We start from the raw sequence: 15,715 nt of genomic DNA, 5'->3' as shown, positions 1-15,715 counted from the left end.
CAATGAAGCGCGGCGGCTACTCTCGTTCGATGCGGATCACTTGCGGCGCTTCGGCGATGTAACCGTCCGCCACGACCGCGTCGAGTGCAGTCTGCAAGGCCGATTCCACTGTGCGATAGGTGACGAGCACAACCGGCACCGTCCCGGAGGAGCCCGGATCGCGCCGGGGCGGGTGCCGCTGCACCACGCTTTCGAACGAAATGCTCCGCTCGGCCATGCGGGCCGCGATGGCCGCCACCGCTCCGGGCGTATCGCGCACCGACAGACGGATATAATAACCGCCGGCGTGATCGCGGAGCGGCAGGGTGTCGGCCTGTTCCAGCACGGCCACCGGCAGCCCGAGCGGCGCGGAGCGCACACCCCGCGCGATGTCGGCGACATCCGCGACGACGGCCGAGGCCGTGGCTTCCCCGCCTGCGCCCGGGCCGATGAGCGTCAATTCACGCACGGCGTCGGCGAAGACCGTAACGGCGTTGATCACGCCGCCGACCTGGGCCAAAGCCGAGGTCTTCGGCACCATTGTCGGGTGCACACGGCCGTCGATTCGGGTGCCGACGCGTTGTGCGATGCCCAAAAGCTTGATGCGGTAGCCCAATTCATCTGCCGACTTGAGATCGGCCGGGGTTATGGCGCGAATTCCTTCGATGTGCAGCGATTCGATATCGAGTGCCACGCCAAACGCCAAAGTGGCCAGAATCGCGAGTTTATGGGCGGTGTCGAAGCCATCGACGTCGAAGGTCGGGTCGGCCTCGGCATAGCCCAGCCGCTGCGCCTCCGCGAGACAGTCGGCAAAGGCGAGCCCTTCGTCCTCCATGCGGGTCAAAATGTAGTTGCAGGTGCCGTTCAAAATGCCCTGCACGCGCTCGACCTGATTACCGGCGAGACCTTCGCGCAACGTCTTGACGATCGGGATGCCGCCGGCGACGGACGCCTCGAACGCCAAAGCCGCGTGGCGCTCCTCGGCGAGCCGCGCCAGCGCCATCCCGTGATGCGCCAGCAGCGCCTTATTGGCTGTCACCACCGGCTTGCCGGACTGCAGCGCCGCCTCGACAGCCGCCTTGGCGGGCCCCTCGGACCCACCTATCAGCTCGACGAAAAGATCGATCTCGTCGGACTTCGCCATCGCGACGGGGTCGTCGAACCAGTGCAGATCGGCAAGATCGAGGTCACGCGGCTTGGCTCGGTCGCGGGCCGATACAGCCGTGACGGTGATGTCCCGACCGGTGCGCTGGGCCAGAAGAGCACGCTGCGCGACGAGACGCCGAAGCACCGAACCGCCAACGGTTCCAAGACCCGCGATACCGACGCGGAGGGGAGCAAGCATGGTGAGACTTTCCGGATCGTCCTGAAGATATTGCGCCTCGACGGGCATAGAGCATGGCTCCATGCCGGAATTCGTGGGTGCAAGCAATGATCTCGGCCTGCGGGTCAGCTCCGCAACACGATGCAGGCGCCATGCGCCGCATGGATCTTGCTGCAGAGATCGTTGGCGGCGGCCCGGCTGTCGGCCGGCACCCGCACGCGATAGAAGGCCCGGGTGCCACGTGTGCGGAGGCGTGTCCCGATGATCATGGGTCGCGTGTCGGCGATGATCGTCTCATAGCGGCTCCGCGCGCGCTCGAAACTCGCCAGAGCCCGTGCTTTCGAGAAATTGCCCGCCAGTTGCACCCCCCAGGGCGCGAAGGGCGCTTCGGCGACGAGACGGGTACTCGTCGTCAACCGGAGGTCCGCGACGATCTGCTGGCACGACGGGGTCGGCTGCAGCGGCGGCGGAGCGTGACCCTTGAGATCGGCAGCCCAATCCTCGGCGCTGCGCCCGGTAATGCGTTGCACGTAGTCCTGCGTTTCAAACGGCAGCCCTCCCTTGCCGGACAACCAGGCGCTTGCGCGAGCAGGCCCGCCATTATAGGCCGCCGCCGCTAGGCCGATATTGCCGAAACGCTGCACGAGGTCGGCCAGTAGGGCGGCCGAGGCCGGAATGGCCTGTTCAGGATCGAACGGATCGGAGAGGCCGCGCTCCCGCGCGGTTCCAGGCATGAATTGCGCGATGCCCTGCGCGCCGGCCGGGCTGACGGCGCCGGCCCGAAAGCTGCTCTCCTGCCAGATCAACCGCGTGAAGAACGGAACCGGGATGCTGGCCTTGGCGGCCGAGGTCTCGATTAATCGGCACAGCGCTTGTCCGACGCTTTCCTCTCCAGCTTTCGGCGCTACAGGCAGTGCGGCTGGTGCGGCGACCACGGGAGCCGGATCGCCCGCCGCGACAGCAAGATCAGGCCGCTCCGTCAGCAGCGAAGAGGCGAGCAGAATGGCGCAAAGCCGAAGCGCGAGAAGGCGGGAGGGCATGAGCCGCATGGCTACTTTTGACGCTCCAACCAGCGGGGACGATCCAGCATAAAAAAAGCGGCCCGAAGGCCGCTTTTCAACACTGCGTCGGTTCGCTCTCAGTACGAATAGTACATGTCGAATTCAACCGGATGCGGGGTCATTTCGTAACGCATCACTTCGGTCATCTTCAATTCGATCCAGGAATCGATGAAGTCGTCCGGGAACACGCCACCCGCCTTGAGGAACTCACGGTCCTTGTCGAGGCTCTCGAGTGCTTCGCGCAACGAGCCGCAAACGGTCGGGATCTGCTTCAACTCTGCCGGAGGCAGATCGTAAAGATCCTTGTCCATCGCATCGCCGGGATGGATCTTGTTGGCGATGCCGTCGAGGCCGGCCATCAGCATGGCCGCGAAAGCGAGATAGGGGTTCGCTGTCGGATCCGGAAAACGGATTTCGACGCGCTTGGCCTTGGGGTTCGACGTATACGGAATGCGGCAGGATGCCGACCGGTTGCGGGCCGAATAAGCCAGCAGCACCGGTGCCTCGTAGCCCGGGACGAGACGCTTGTAGGAGTTCGTCGACGGGTTCGTGAAGGCGTTCAGCGCCTTGGCATGCTTGATGATGCCGCCGATGTAGAACAGGCAGGTTTCGGACAGATCGGCATATTTGTCGCCTGCGAAGACCGGCTTGCCATCTTTCCAGATGGACATGTGCACGTGCATGCCCGAGCCGTTATCGCCGAAGACCGGCTTCGGCATGAAGGTGGCCGACTTGCCGTAGCTGTTGGCGACCTGATGGATGCAATATTTGTAGATCTGCATGCCGTCGGCCATCAGCGTCATCTTGTCGAACTTCATGCCCAGCTCGTGCTGTGCCGAAGCGACTTCGTGATGGTGCTTTTCGACCTTGACGCCCATCGACGCCATGGAGGCCAGCATTTCACCGCGCATATCCTGAGCCGAATCCATCGGCGGGACCGGGAAGTAGCCGCCCTTGGTGCGGATGCGATGGCCGAGGTTGCCGCCCTCGTAAGCCGTGTCGCCGTTGCTCGGCAATTCGATCGAATCGAGGATGAAGCCCGTGTTGTAGGGATCCGACTTGAAGCGTACATCGTCGAACACGAAGAACTCGGCTTCCGGACCGACAAAGATCGTGTCACCCACGCCGCTCGACTTCAGGAAGGCTTCGGCCTTCTTGGCGATTCCGCGCGGATCGCGGCCATAGGGCTCTCCGGTTGCGGGCTCGAGCACGTCGCAGATGATCGACATCGTCGAGGCCGAGAAGAACGGGTCCATACAGGCCGTTTCCGGATCCGGCATCAACGTCATGTCAGACTCGTTGATCGCCTTCCAACCAGCGATCGACGATCCGTCGAACATGATGCCTTCCGAAAATGCGTCCTCGTCGACGATGCTGATGTCGAACGTCACATGCTGCCACTTGCCGCGCGGGTCGGTGAAGCGGAAATCGACGTATTTGACATCATTGTCCTTGATCGCCTTGAGGACATCCTGGGCGGTCTTCATGTCGGTCCTTTCTATTCATCACAAGTACACGCGCACGAACCGCTGGAGCGGTCGTGGTAACGTTCAGCCAAGTGGATCAGATCGCGTCGTTGCCGGTTTCACCGGTCCGGATGCGGATCGCCCCCTCGATATGCGATACAAAAATCTTGCCATCGCCGATCCGTCCCGTCTGCGCCGATTTCCGGATCGCTTCAACGGCCTTCTCGACGATCTCGTCGGCCAGAACGATCTCGATCTTCACCTTGGGAAGAAAGTCGACGACGTATTCGGCGCCGCGGTAGAGCTCGGTGTGGCCCTTCTGGCGTCCAAAACCCTTCGCCTCGGTCACAGTGATGCCCTGCAATCCGACTTCCTGAAGCGCTTCTTTCACTTCATCCAGCTTGAAGGGCTTGATGATGGCCTCGATCTTTTTCATGCGATTGTCGACTCAGGCGTAGGAGAAGCTTTGCGTCCAACGACAACGCGTCACGGGCATTGCAGTCAACTCTCATTAGCATGCGACGTGCCATAAAGCAGCTTCGAGGACAGCGTCCACGCTATCCGACACGTATGGTTTGCGATCTTCGTTTATGCCATCGTTCTACGCATACCGCTCAACTATTAGGCAATTAAGACACTGCTGACCACCGAGAGCACTGTCGAGCGAACTAGATCCCCCGGTACAAGGAACCTCCGATGCACCCTGATCGGCGCGGCACAGGCGAGCTTCTAACGACCGACGAGATGGCGCGGGCCGACCGCCTCATGGCGCAACGCGGCGTTCCGGGCTCGATCTTGATGGACCGCGCGGGCGCAGCCGTGGCGGCGGCTTGTGAGACGATGCTGGGCGGGGCGTCTTTGCGCATCCTCGTGTTATGCGGCCCCGGCAACAATGGCGGCGATGGGATCGTCGCGGCAGGAGGCCTGGTTCGCAGCGGCCACCGCGTGCGACTGGCGCTTCTCGGCGACCCTGGGCGGCTTGGCGGGGATGCGGCGGCGGCCCTCGCGGCATGGCACGAACCGGTCGAAGCGGCGTCCGTTGCATCTTTCGATCAGGTCGACCTGATCGTCGATGGTCTGTTCGGCGCGGGCCTGTCTCGACCTTTAGACGGGGAAGCCGCTGCTTTGGTCGATCGCGTCAACGCGAGCCGGATTCCGGTTCTCGCGATCGACGTCCCTTCCGGCCTCGACGGCAATCGCGGCACTCACGGCGAAGGTCCGGCCATCCAGGCTGCCGTCACGGTGACGTTCTTCCGCTACAAGCCCGGCCATCTGCTGCTGCCAGGACGCGGCCGATGCGGCACGCGAATTCTCGCCGACATCGGGATCGACGCGGTCGTGCTTTCGACGATCGCGCCGCAAGCCTTCGTCAATGGCCCCGATCTCTGGATCGACCATTACCCGTGGCCGACCACCGAGGGACACAAATATACGCGGGGCCATGCGCTGGTGCTGAGTGGCGGCGCGACGACGACGGGGGCGGCGCGGATGAGCGCGCGGGCCGCCCTTCGGGTCGGCGCCGGGCTGGTGACGGTCGCATCGCCGACCGAAGCTTTGAGCGTCAATGCGGCTCACCTGACCGCCATCATGCTGAAAGCCTGCGACGCCGCCGACGATCTGACGAGCCTCTTGGCTGACACCCGCAAGAATGCGGTCGTGCTCGGCCCAGGTCTCGGCGTCGGCGCACAAACGCGTGCGCTGGTCGAACGCGCGTTAGCGCCCAAGCACCCAACAGATCCGCTCCGGTCCGTGGTTCTCGACGCCGACGCACTGACCAGCTTTGCAGATGACAGCGCGGCGCTGCGGGCCCTGATCCTGACGGCGCCGGGTCCGGTTGTCGTGACGCCGCACGATGGGGAATTCGCCAAGCTGTTCGGGGCGGATGGTCCGTCCGGGTCTCGGCTGGAGCGAGCGCGGGCCGGCGCGGCGCGCCTTGGGGCCACCATGCTGCTGAAGGGCGCCGATACGGTCGTGGCGGAACCGAACGGCCGAGCGTCGATCGCCGAAGCGGACGCGCCGTGGCTTGCGACCGCCGGGTCCGGCGATGTCCTATCTGGACTGGTGTGCGGGTTGCTGGGGCAGGGCATGCCAGCCTTCGAGGCCGCGAGCGCCGCTGTCTATCTCCATGCGGCGGCGGCTCGGCATGTCGGAATCGGCCTGATCGCCGAGGATCTCCCCGACGCGCTGCCGCCCGTACTGGCGGCACTGCATCGGACGACCCGAACAACGATTTAGGCCGTCACCTCGAACCAATGGCGCAAACCGAAGGCGGCTTGATCGTAGATCGCCGACTCGATCATCCACTTGCCCGGATTATCCGCCACGAATGCCACGTGATTGCTCGTTTGCGGCGGCAGCAAAACCGAATCGCGCCAATAGGGTTCCCAGCCATCATCCTTGCTGTGCAGCAGCCGCATGACGTGGCCATGCACCCGAAGCGCGATGGACTCGGACGACCGATTGGCAAACCCGAGCGTGACCGTGCCGCCGCGCTTCACGGTCAGCAACGGATGGGCCGGCAGGTCCAGCGTCGCCGTGCCGTTCAGCCGCCAACGGGCTTTTCCAGGACTTGCGGGGACCTGTTCCATCGCGAGATCGGCGCGCACCGATCGTTCAAGCGGAATGGCGGGTGGCAGGCGCGGGTTACGGGGCAAGGCCACGATCGGCGGGAGTTGGTCCCGCACAGGGCCCTCCGTTCGCACCTCGAGGACAGGGCGATCATGCTCGAGCACACCCTCGACGCGCTCGGTGCCGCGAAGGGTCAACCGCATGGTCGCTCCGCTTGTGCGGGGGACGTCGAGCATGAACTCGAAGCGCGCGCCAGGGCCGATCGGCACCATGTCCTTCACCGGCTCGAACAATTCCGACGGCTGCCCATCGATGGCGACGATGAACGGCCGCGCGCCCTCGATCGCGACCAACATGATGAGCGAGGTCGAGCCGTTGACCACGCGCAGTCGCAAGCGGCTGCCCGGCGCCATGGTGACATTTTCGGGCAAACCGCCGCCGTTGATGAGCACTTGAGCGCCGCCGGGCGTCGGCCAATCGGCGAGAAACACCAGGAAATCGCGATCCACCGTCGGCGGCTGTTCTTCGTCGACGATCAGGACGCCCCTGACACCATGCGCCGTCTGGTTGGTCCGATTGGGAACCATCGCGGCGTGAAACCACGACAGGCCGCTATCGATCGGGGTGAAGCGAATTGACGCGCCAGCACCAGGCGCGATGGCTGGAGCATCGAGGCCAATCAGTCCGTCGACCGCATTGGGGCAGCACATGCCGTGCCACTGCAGCGTCATAGGCTGGTCGGTATGGTTCGTCAGCATCACCGCAAGCGGCTCGCCCTTTTTGATTCGGAGCACAGGGCCGTGAACGGTTCCATCGAGCGCGATCATTTGGGGCGATCCGGCGAGCCCTGGCATGTGGGCCGGCGCGGCACGGGCATCGAGGCGGGTGACGGCGTCCGGCTTAAGTATCACGCCACCTGTGGCGCTGGTTAAATTAGCCTGGGCTCTCGACCCGCTCCGGCCCGCCACTAGGGCTGCGACAGCGCCCGCCAGGGACATCAAAAGCGATCGTTTGCTGAAATGGGACACGGTTTCTCGGTTCCGGTTGATGGCCAAACCATCATCAGCACGGGGGGAGGCCGGCGGCGAGTTAGATTTTTGCTGCATCTCCAGCGTCGCGTGATAAGAGACCCCTCTTGTCGAGACGGCTTCCGACGGAAGCGGGCGTGGCGGAACTGGTAGACGCGCCGGATTTAGGTTCCGGTGACTCATCATCGTGGGGGTTCGAGTCCCTCCGCCCGCACCAACTAGCTGTTTGACATGGGAACCGGCGGCGCAAGCCCCATACGATTGATGATGCTGCGCGACGCGAACGATCGCCGGCGCAAGCGGCGATACGGAACGAAGAGGCTAGAGTTAGATGCAGGTCACCGAAGTCAGCAGCCAGGGCCTCAAGCGCGAATATAAGGTCGTCCTCCCGGCCGCAGATCTTGCGTCGCGGCTCGAAGGCGAACTCGCCGGCATGAGAGACAAGGTCAAGATCAACGGTTTTCGTCCCGGCAAAGTGCCGATGGCGCATCTGAAGCGCGTCTACGGTCGCTCAGTGATGAGCGAAGTCGTGCAGAATGCCGTCAATGAAGCCAACCGCAAGATCGTCGAGGACAATGGTCTCCGACTTGCGATGGAGCCGAAGATCGATCTCGCGAGCGATCAGGCCGAGGTCGAGCGTGCGATGGAGGCCGAAGGCGACCTCTCGTTCACGGTCGCGGTCGAGACCCTGCCGAAGTTTGAGACGGGTACCTTCGAGACCATCGAGATCGAGCGGCTCGTTGCCGAGGTCGATGAGGCCGAGGTCACCAAGTCGATGGAGCGCATGGCCGACCAAAACCGTGTCTTCACGCCGAAGGAAGGCGATGACGCCACCGCCGAAAACGGCGACAAGCTGACGATCGATTTTGAAGGCAAGATCAAGGACGAAGTCTTTGAGGGGGGCGCCGGTAAGGACATCGACGTCATCCTCGGCTCCGACAGCTTCATTCCCGGTTTCGAGGCGCAACTCGTCGGGGCGAAGCTCGGCGAGGAGCGGAAGGTGGCGCTCAGCTTCCCTGAAAACTACCTGTCGGCGCAGCTTGCTGGGCAGGCCGCGACCTTCGACGTCACCGTCAAGTCCATTGCGGCTCCGGGCGAGCTGAAGATCGACGACGATTTTGCCAAGAACTTCGGTTTCGACGATCTTGATGGCCTGAAGACGGCCGTGCGCTCCCGCATGGAGGATGAATTCTCCAAGGCCTCGCGCGACAAGTTGAAGCGCGCGTTGCTCGACCAACTCGACAAGCGATATTCATTCGATCTCCCGCAGGGCCTCGTCGAGCAGGAGTTTGCGAACATCTGGCGGCAGGTTTCGGACGAGCAGCAGAAGTCCGGCCGGTCCTTTGCCGATGACGATACGACGGAAGACGACGCGAAGGCCGAATACCGTCGCATCGCGGAACGTCGCGTGCGCCTGGGTCTCGTCCTCGCCGAAGTCGGCGAGAGCACGGGCGTGAAGGTTGGCGACGACGAGATCACCAAGGCTTTGGTCGAAATGGTCCGCCAATATCCGGGCCAGGAGAAGGAAGTCTGGGAGTTCTACCGCAAGACCCCGCAGGCGCTTGCCGAGATCCGCGCGCCGCTGTTCGAGGAGAAGGTGGTCGACTACATCGTGACCCAGGCGAAAGTCACGGACCGGACTGTCTCGCGCGAAGAGTTGTTCAAGGTCGAGGCAGGCGATAATGCGATGGCTCTGCCGCGATCCGACGCCTGGACTGAGGACGCTCCCGAGGCATCCTCCGATGAGAATGACGACGCGCGCGGCTAAGCGTTCTCATAGTGCTGGGTTGCGCTCGCCATCCCAGCACATACATTGACGAAACGAGTATTGCGCCGCACGCGCCGACCAAGGACCTGATTGGAATGAGAGACCCCCGCGACGTCTACGCCCAATATCTCATCCCGCAAGTCATCGAAAACACGAGCCGGGGCGAGCGTGGATTCGACATCTACTCCCGCTTGCTGCGCGAGCGCATCATCTTCCTGACGGGTCAGGTCGAGGACAATATGGCGTCAGTCGTGATTGCCCAGTTGTTGTTCCTCGAGTCCGAAAACCCCAAGAAAGAGATTTCGCTTTACATCAACTCTCCCGGCGGAGTCGTGACCGCTGGGCTCGCAATTTACGACACGATGCAGTTCATTCGGCCGAAGGTTTCGACGCTCTGCATCGGGCAGGCAGCGTCGATGGGGTCGCTGCTGCTCGCCGCAGGTGAGACTGGCATGCGCTTTGCGCTCCCCAACGCTCGTGTGATGGTGCATCAGCCCTCGGGCGGCTTCCAAGGACAAGCCTCGGATATTTTGCGACACGCCGAAGACATCATGAAGATCAAGCGCCGGCTGAACGAGATCTACGTGAAGCATACGGGACGAGACTATGACACGATCGAGAACACGCTGGATCGCGATCACTTCATGACGGCCGAAGAAGCCCGTGATTTCGGGATCGTTGATCGGGTCGAGTCGAAGCGAGTCGAAGAGACCGGCGACGCCCGATAACGCTTCAGCCGCCGTCGCATGATCGTCATGAAGATGTTGCGGCCATGTGACGCGAAGCAGGTCAGCGACCGGTGGCGATGGGTTAACTTGCTCTCGCGGCCGCGTCGTGGTCACATATCGGATCGACCACGTCTTTGTTTATGAAGCCAACCTCGAACGATATTAGCACGAATCCCGGCTCGTGTCCTGTTGGGTCTGCATCAGCTACGGTTTGTTAGCGCAGCGCCCTTAACTTCTTGAGATGATCGACATCCCTGTCAGGACGTCGATCCTAACGGAGACTACAATGAGCAAAGCCGGCGGCAGCGATTCCAAGAACACGCTGTACTGCTCCTTCTGCGGAAAAAGCCAGCACGAGGTTCGCAAACTGATCGCTGGCCCAACGGTGTTCATCTGCGACGAATGCGTCGAATTGTGCATGGACATCATCCGGGAGGAGAACAAGTCGTCGCTGGTCAATCGCCGCGATGGAATTCCGACCCCGAAGGAGATTTCCAAGGTCCTCGACGATTATGTGATTGGGCAGCCGCAGGCCAAGCGCGTGCTGTCCGTGGCGGTGCACAACCATTATAAGCGGTTGAACCACGCGACGAAGCATAACGATGTCGAACTGGCGAAATCAAACATCCTGCTGATCGGGCCGACCGGGTCGGGCAAGACGTTGTTGGCACAGACGCTCGCGCGGATCCTCGATGTGCCGTTCACGATGGCGGATGCGACGACGCTGACCGAAGCCGGTTATGTCGGCGAAGATGTCGAGAACATCATCCTCAAGCTGCTGCAGGCGTCCGATTATAATGTCGAGCGTGCGCAACGCGGCATCGTCTATATTGACGAGATCGACAAGATTTCCCGGAAGTCGGACAATCCCTCGATCACACGTGACGTGTCGGGTGAGGGCGTCCAGCAGGCTCTTCTCAAGATCATGGAGGGCACGGTCGCCTCGGTCCCGCCGCAGGGCGGCCGAAAGCACCCGCAGCAGGAGTTCCTCCAGGTCGACACGACCAACATTCTGTTCATCTGCGGCGGCGCTTTCGCCGGCCTTGAGCGGATTATTTCGGCGCGTGGACGCGGCACATCGATTGGCTTTGCGGCGAAGGTGCAATCTCCTGACGATCGGCGCACCGGCGAGATTTTCAGCAAGGTCGAGCCGGAGGATTTGTTGAAGTTCGGCCTGATCCCCGAGTTCGTCGGCCGCCTACCGGTCATCGCGACGCTCGAAGATCTCGATGAGGATGCACTTAAGAAGATCCTGACGGAACCGAAGAATGCGCTGGTCAAGCAGTATCAGCGCCTGTTCGAGATGGAGAGCACGGAGCTGACCTTCCAGGACGAAGCGCTCAATGTGGTGGCCAAGAAGGCGATCGAACGCCGCACCGGCGCCCGCGGGTTGCGCTCGATCATGGAAGGCATCCTGCTCGACACGATGTACGAGCTGCCGGGTCTCGACGGGGTCGAACAGGTCGTGATCGGACCGGAGGTCGTGGAGGGTAAAGCGCGCCCGCTTTACATCTATTCAGAGCGTGGCGCCGAAAAGGCTGGAGCCAGCGCCTAAGGATCGCGAACGGGCCAGAGGACACTCTGGCCCGTTTCCTGCTTTATTACTCCAGAGAACCGATCGACTTCTTGAATTTACTCAGCCACACCGCCACTTCGGTGTTGGCGCCGGGCCACAGTTTGAAGCGGCCGCGCTATCCCAAGCTGGGGGTGCGTTGCACGGCCTCCGGCGGCAGCGACCGGACGAACCGGGATCGCTGGGCCACACGAAACGGCTTAATAGCGTCAGCGTGGCCACACATCGTTAGGATGAATCATGACAACTCAGAAGCGCTTGCCTGCAGCGCCCGGTAGCATCGAAGGCTACCCTGTCCTGCCACTCCGTGACATTGTCGTCTTTCCGCACATGATCGTGCCGCTCTTCGTCGGCCGCGAAAAATCGATTCGTGCCCTTGAAGAGGTCATGAAGGCCGATCGGTTCATTCTGCTCGCGACGCAGATGAATGCCACGGACGACGATCCGGCCACCGATGCGATCTTCACGACTGGTACCCTCGCGTCTGTCCTTCAACTCCTGAAATTGCCCGACGGGACCGTTAAGGTTTTGGTCGAAGGCGCAACGCGCGTCAAAGTCCGCAACTACACGCGCACCGATGATTATTACGAGGCCGACGGTGAAGTGTTGGCCGACGATCAGGTCGATCAGGTCGAGCTCGAAGCCTTGGCCCGCACGGTCGTGACCGAATTTGAAGGCTATGTGAAGCTGAACAAGAAGGTGTCTCCGGAGGTCGTCGCGGCCGTTGGGCAGATCACAGACTTCTCGAAGCTTGCCGATACGATTGCGTCGCACCTTGCGGTCAAGATCTCGGATAAGCAGGCGATCCTCGAGATGCCATCCGCGATCAAGCGTCTTGAGAAGTGCCTCGGCCTGATGGAAAGCGAGATCTCCGTCTTGCAGGTCGAGAAGCGCATCCGGACGCGCGTCAAGCGGCAGATGGAGAAGACCCAGCGCGAGTATTATCTCAATGAGCAGATGAAGGCGATCCAGAAGGAGCTGGGCGACGAGGACGGCAAGGACGATCTCGCCGAAATCGAGCAGCGCATCAAGGATACGAAGCTCTCGAAGGATGCGCGCGACAAAGCGACGGCTGAGCTGAAGAAGCTTCGTCAGATGTCGCCGATGTCGGCCGAAGCGACGGTGGTCCGCAACTACCTCGACTGGCTGTTGTCGATCCCGTGGGGCAAGCGCTCGAAGATCAAGCGCGACCTCCCGTTGGCAGAGGCAACCTTGAACTCCGAGCATTACGGGCTCGACAAGGTCAAGGAGCGGATCATCGAATATTTGGCGGTCCAGAGTCGGGCCAACAAACTGACGGGTCCCATCCTCTGCCTCGTCGGCCCTCCGGGTGTTGGTAAAACCTCGCTCGGCAAATCCATCGCCAAAGCGACGGGTCGCGAATTCGTGCGGATGTCGCTCGGCGGCGTGCGCGACGAGGCCGAGATTCGCGGTCATCGTCGGACCTACATTGGTTCGATGCCGGGCAAGATCATCCAGTCGATGCGGAAAGCCAAGACCTCCAACCCGCTCTTCTTGCTCGATGAGATCGACAAGATGGGCATGGATTTTCGCGGCGATCCGTCATCCGCCCTGCTCGAGGTTCTCGACCCCGAACAGAACGCGACCTTCAACGACCACTATCTCGAAGTGGACTACGACCTTTCGAACGTCATGTTCGTGACGACCGCCAATACGTTGAATATCCCTGCGCCCTTGATGGACCGCATGGAAATCATTCGGATCGCCGGTTACACGGAAGACGAGAAGGCCGAGATCGCGCGGACGCACTTGATTCCGGCTGCCATTAAAAAGCACGGGCTCGAGCCGCACGAATGGGCGATCGACAACGATGGTTTGATGCTGCTCATCCGGCGCTACACGCGGGAAGCGGGCGTTCGTAATCTCGAGCGGGAAATCTCCAATCTCTGCCGCAAGGCCGTGAAGGAGATACTCAGCACGGATCACAAGACGATCCGCGTGACCGAGGCGAACTTGGCCGACTATCTCGGTGTGCCGAAATATCGGTATGGCGAAGCTGAGACGGAGGATCAGGTCGGGGTCGTGACCGGATTGGCTTGGACCGAGGTTGGCGGCGAGTTGCTGACGATCGAAGGCGTTCTGATGCCCGGTAAGGGTAAGATGACCGTCACCGGTAATCTGAAGGACGTGATGCGGGAGTCGATCTCCGCTGCTGCTTCCTACGTTCGCTCGCGGGCTCTCGATTTCGGCATCGAGCCGCCACTCTTCGAACGTCGCGATATCCATGTGCACGTGCCGGAAGGTGCGACGCCCAAGGATGGACCGTCAGCCGGCGTTGCGATGGCAACCACCATCGTGTCGATCCTGACCGGAATCCCGATCCGTCGCGATATCGCCATGACGGGCGAGATCACGTTGCGGGGCAGGGTGCTTCCGATCGGCGGGTTGAAAGAGAAACTGCTGGCGGCGTTGCGCGGTGGGTTGAAGAAGGTCTTGATCCCCGAAGAGAATGCCAAGGATCTGCTCGAAATCCCGAACAGTGTGAAGAACGGCCTCGAGATCGTGCCGGTGTCACGGATGGATGAGGTTCTCAAGCATGCATTGATTCGGCAGCCGCAGCCGATCAGTTGGGAGGAGAAGATCTTGCCGACAGGTCAAACACCCGCCATCAGCGACGACGACGCATCCGGGGTCGTCGCACACTGAGCGACGGTATCTGAGTCACTGCTAGAAGCGTCACCACGAAAGCCGCGATCCGATGAGGGTCGCGGCTTTTTCGTGCCGTCGTCGCCTCGTCGGAGGTCGTGATTCGATTGCGGCTTCCCGGCTGTTTGCCAGTCCTCTTGTCTTGTCGCTTACACCGTTTACGGGGAGCCTTGGAACGAGCGAAGGCGCCGCGCTGGCGCGACAGGCGTCGTGGCCGATGAGAGGACGGATCCGCAACCGCTGAGCGCGACGTGCCCCACCCACCAGCCGCGGGATCGGAGCGGGGACGCCTCCATGGGCTTGCGAGCCGGACCCGATGCGCTTAGAACCCAATCGTCCGGCAAAGCTTTGAGTGAACCCGGCACCCTGAGGGCGGTTAGCTCAGTTGGTAGAGCATCTCGTTTACACCGAGAGGGTCGGCGGTTCGAGCCCGTCACCGCCCACCACATCTCAGCCATTTCAGGTAGACGTCGCTCGGTAAGCCTGGACCTTGGCGCCGCTCGGTCCCACGACGCATCGCACATCAAAGCGAGCGAATTGGCCCCAGTCCCGACACGACGAAACCATTTTGCGCTGGCATTGATTTCCGCCATTCTTGATCGCTCGTGGGTCTCGGTGCGGCCTGCAAATCGGCATGGCGATTGCAGCAGAGCGGTGATCCAGGATGTTCGGCCGCGTGCCCGTCGGCTCGGTGGCCCAATCGGAGCTCAAGGTGGACAGCATAATCGACCGCCGATTCGAAACGAATGATCGCGTCTGGAGGGACCGGATGCCTTGGCCGACCCGCTCGACGTCAATGGAACATCGCCGGCATCGCAACAACCTGCTCGTGATCAGCGTCTTAGGTTGGTGCTTAGCCCTTCTCTGGCCTGCGGCGGCGGCCCTTGCGGCTGAACCCATGAGTTTCGCGCTGACGACGATCGGCACAGAGACTCAGTGCCACGGCAGTTGCCCTGAGGTGATCGTGGCCGATGGCGAAATCAGCAACGAAACGGCCGACCAGTTCGTCACCTTCCTGTCCGAACACCTGAAAGACTCAGATCTCCGTCCCGTGGTGCTGCTGCAATCGCCAGGCGGCACGGTCGTCGGCGCAATGCAACTCGGCAGCGCTTTTCGGAAGATCGGCGCGGCCGTGATCGTCGCGGCTCTGACGGCCGAACCCGGATCGAACATCGCGCAGGTCACGCCGGGCTCATGCTATTCGGCCTGCGTCTATGCGTTTCTCGGAGGCAAACGACGGGTCGTCCCTCCGGTCAGCCGCCTCGGTATTCACCGCATGGTGATCGACGAAGCCGTCCGCGATCCATCGGGCGCGATGGAGCGGCAGCGAATCTATGGATCGAGCGAATTCGTGTCGTCGCTCAGTGCCTATGCGAAGCTGATGGGTGCCGATCCTCGCATGATCGCCTTTGCGGAGCGGATCTCGCCAGATGCCATCCATATCGTAACGGCGGAGGAGATTCGGCGTTGGCGGCTTGGCGGGCCTCGCCTTTAGCGGAACGCCTTTGCCTTTGTTTTAGCTAAGCTATTTGGAGTTTTATATCGCATCTGCA

The 15,715-nt window shown here is 61.9% G+C and carries 11 protein-coding genes and 2 tRNA genes; 8 read left to right on the top strand and 5 right to left on the bottom strand.

The window, feature by feature from the left end; genetic code table 11:
• Nucleotides 1-16: 16 nt before the first annotated feature.
• The 4 genes from EY713_RS16840 to EY713_RS16825 form a co-directional block, all read right to left on the bottom strand.
• Entirely contained in the window at nt 17-1,324 is a 1,308-nt protein-coding gene (locus EY713_RS16840; protein ID WP_131119858.1) for a homoserine dehydrogenase, read from the bottom strand.
• A 104-nt stretch (nt 1,325-1,428) separates the two neighbouring features.
• Nucleotides 1,429-2,352: a lytic transglycosylase domain-containing protein gene (locus tag EY713_RS16835; RefSeq protein WP_131116997.1), complete on the bottom strand. Its 924-nt coding sequence runs from the start codon at nt 2,350-2,352 to the stop codon at nt 1,429-1,431.
• Between the two features lie 89 nt (nt 2,353-2,441).
• Complete coding sequence (glnA, locus tag EY713_RS16830; protein ID WP_131116994.1) at nt 2,442-3,851, bottom strand: type I glutamate--ammonia ligase; 1,410 nt, start codon at nt 3,849-3,851, stop codon at nt 2,442-2,444.
• A gap of 76 nt (nt 3,852-3,927) precedes the next feature.
• A complete protein-coding gene (locus tag EY713_RS16825; RefSeq protein WP_131116991.1) occupies nt 3,928-4,266 on the bottom strand; it encodes a P-II family nitrogen regulator in 339 nt (112 codons plus the stop codon).
• A gap of 260 nt (nt 4,267-4,526) precedes the next feature.
• Here EY713_RS16825 and EY713_RS16820 point away from each other — a divergent pair, with 260 nt between their 5' ends.
• Nucleotides 4,527-6,065 carry an NAD(P)H-hydrate dehydratase gene (locus tag EY713_RS16820; protein ID WP_131116988.1) on the top strand — a complete coding sequence of 513 codons (1,539 nt, stop codon included), beginning with the start codon at nt 4,527-4,529 and terminating at the stop codon, nt 6,063-6,065.
• Here EY713_RS16820 and EY713_RS16815 read toward each other — a convergent pair.
• Nucleotides 6,062-7,396 (bottom strand): multicopper oxidase family protein, encoded by a 1,335-nt coding sequence (locus EY713_RS16815; protein WP_165491172.1) that lies wholly within the window; start codon nt 7,394-7,396, stop codon nt 6,062-6,064. The two genes, EY713_RS16820 and EY713_RS16815, sit on opposite strands and share 4 nt — an antisense overlap.
• Before the next feature lie 161 nt (nt 7,397-7,557).
• Between EY713_RS16815 and EY713_RS16810 the strand changes: the two genes are divergently transcribed.
• From EY713_RS16810 to EY713_RS16780, 7 genes are all read left to right on the top strand, one after another.
• Nucleotides 7,558-7,643: transfer RNA gene (locus EY713_RS16810), tRNA-Leu, on the top strand.
• Nucleotides 7,644-7,757: 114 nt separating this feature from the next.
• The gene (tig, locus tag EY713_RS16805) at nt 7,758-9,194 is read left to right on the top strand and encodes a trigger factor (protein WP_131116981.1); all 1,437 of its coding nucleotides are present in this window, start codon (nt 7,758-7,760) and stop codon (nt 9,192-9,194) included.
• Between the two features lie 95 nt (nt 9,195-9,289).
• Entirely contained in the window at nt 9,290-9,922 is a 633-nt protein-coding gene (locus EY713_RS16800; protein ID WP_131116978.1) for an ATP-dependent Clp protease proteolytic subunit, read from the top strand.
• 286 nt (nt 9,923-10,208) lie between these two features.
• Complete coding sequence (gene clpX / locus EY713_RS16795) at nt 10,209-11,477, top strand: ATP-dependent Clp protease ATP-binding subunit ClpX (protein WP_131116975.1); 1,269 nt, start codon at nt 10,209-10,211, stop codon at nt 11,475-11,477.
• A gap of 258 nt (nt 11,478-11,735) precedes the next feature.
• A complete protein-coding gene (gene lon, locus EY713_RS16790) occupies nt 11,736-14,162 on the top strand; it encodes an endopeptidase La (RefSeq protein WP_131116972.1) in 2,427 nt (808 codons plus the stop codon).
• A gap of 370 nt (nt 14,163-14,532) precedes the next feature.
• A tRNA-Val gene (locus tag EY713_RS16785) sits at nt 14,533-14,608 on the top strand.
• A gap of 452 nt (nt 14,609-15,060) precedes the next feature.
• A complete protein-coding gene (locus EY713_RS16780) occupies nt 15,061-15,657 on the top strand; it encodes a COG3904 family protein (protein ID WP_131116969.1) in 597 nt (198 codons plus the stop codon).
• The last annotated feature ends 58 nt before the right edge of the window (nt 15,658-15,715 follow it).

This window comes from Lichenihabitans psoromatis (genome assembly GCF_004323635.1).
GTDB lineage: Bacteria > Pseudomonadota > Alphaproteobacteria > Rhizobiales > Beijerinckiaceae > Lichenihabitans > Lichenihabitans psoromatis.
This window is presented reverse-complemented; position numbering and strand designations above follow the sequence as displayed.

Excerpts from the sequence above, each read along its gene's own strand:
- EY713_RS16840 (WP_131119858.1), bottom strand. The coding sequence starts at position 1,324 with ATGCTTGCTCCCCTCCGCGTCGGTATCGCGGGTCTTGGAACCGTTGGC.
- EY713_RS16835 (WP_131116997.1), bottom strand. The coding sequence starts at position 2,352 with ATGCGGCTCATGCCCTCCCGCCTTCTCGCGCTTCGGCTTTGCGCCATT.
- glnA (WP_131116994.1), bottom strand. The coding sequence starts at position 3,851 with ATGAAGACCGCCCAGGATGTCCTCAAGGCGATCAAGGACAATGATGTC.
- EY713_RS16825 (WP_131116991.1), bottom strand. The coding sequence starts at position 4,266 with ATGAAAAAGATCGAGGCCATCATCAAGCCCTTCAAGCTGGATGAAGTG.
- EY713_RS16820 (WP_131116988.1), top strand. The coding sequence starts at position 4,527 with ATGCACCCTGATCGGCGCGGCACAGGCGAGCTTCTAACGACCGACGAG.
- EY713_RS16815 (WP_165491172.1), bottom strand. The coding sequence starts at position 7,396 with ATGTCCCTGGCGGGCGCTGTCGCAGCCCTAGTGGCGGGCCGGAGCGGG.
- tig (WP_131116981.1), top strand. The coding sequence starts at position 7,758 with ATGCAGGTCACCGAAGTCAGCAGCCAGGGCCTCAAGCGCGAATATAAG.
- EY713_RS16800 (WP_131116978.1), top strand. The coding sequence starts at position 9,290 with ATGAGAGACCCCCGCGACGTCTACGCCCAATATCTCATCCCGCAAGTC.
- clpX (WP_131116975.1), top strand. The coding sequence starts at position 10,209 with ATGAGCAAAGCCGGCGGCAGCGATTCCAAGAACACGCTGTACTGCTCC.
- lon (WP_131116972.1), top strand. The coding sequence starts at position 11,736 with ATGACAACTCAGAAGCGCTTGCCTGCAGCGCCCGGTAGCATCGAAGGC.
- EY713_RS16780 (WP_131116969.1), top strand. The coding sequence starts at position 15,061 with ATGAGTTTCGCGCTGACGACGATCGGCACAGAGACTCAGTGCCACGGC.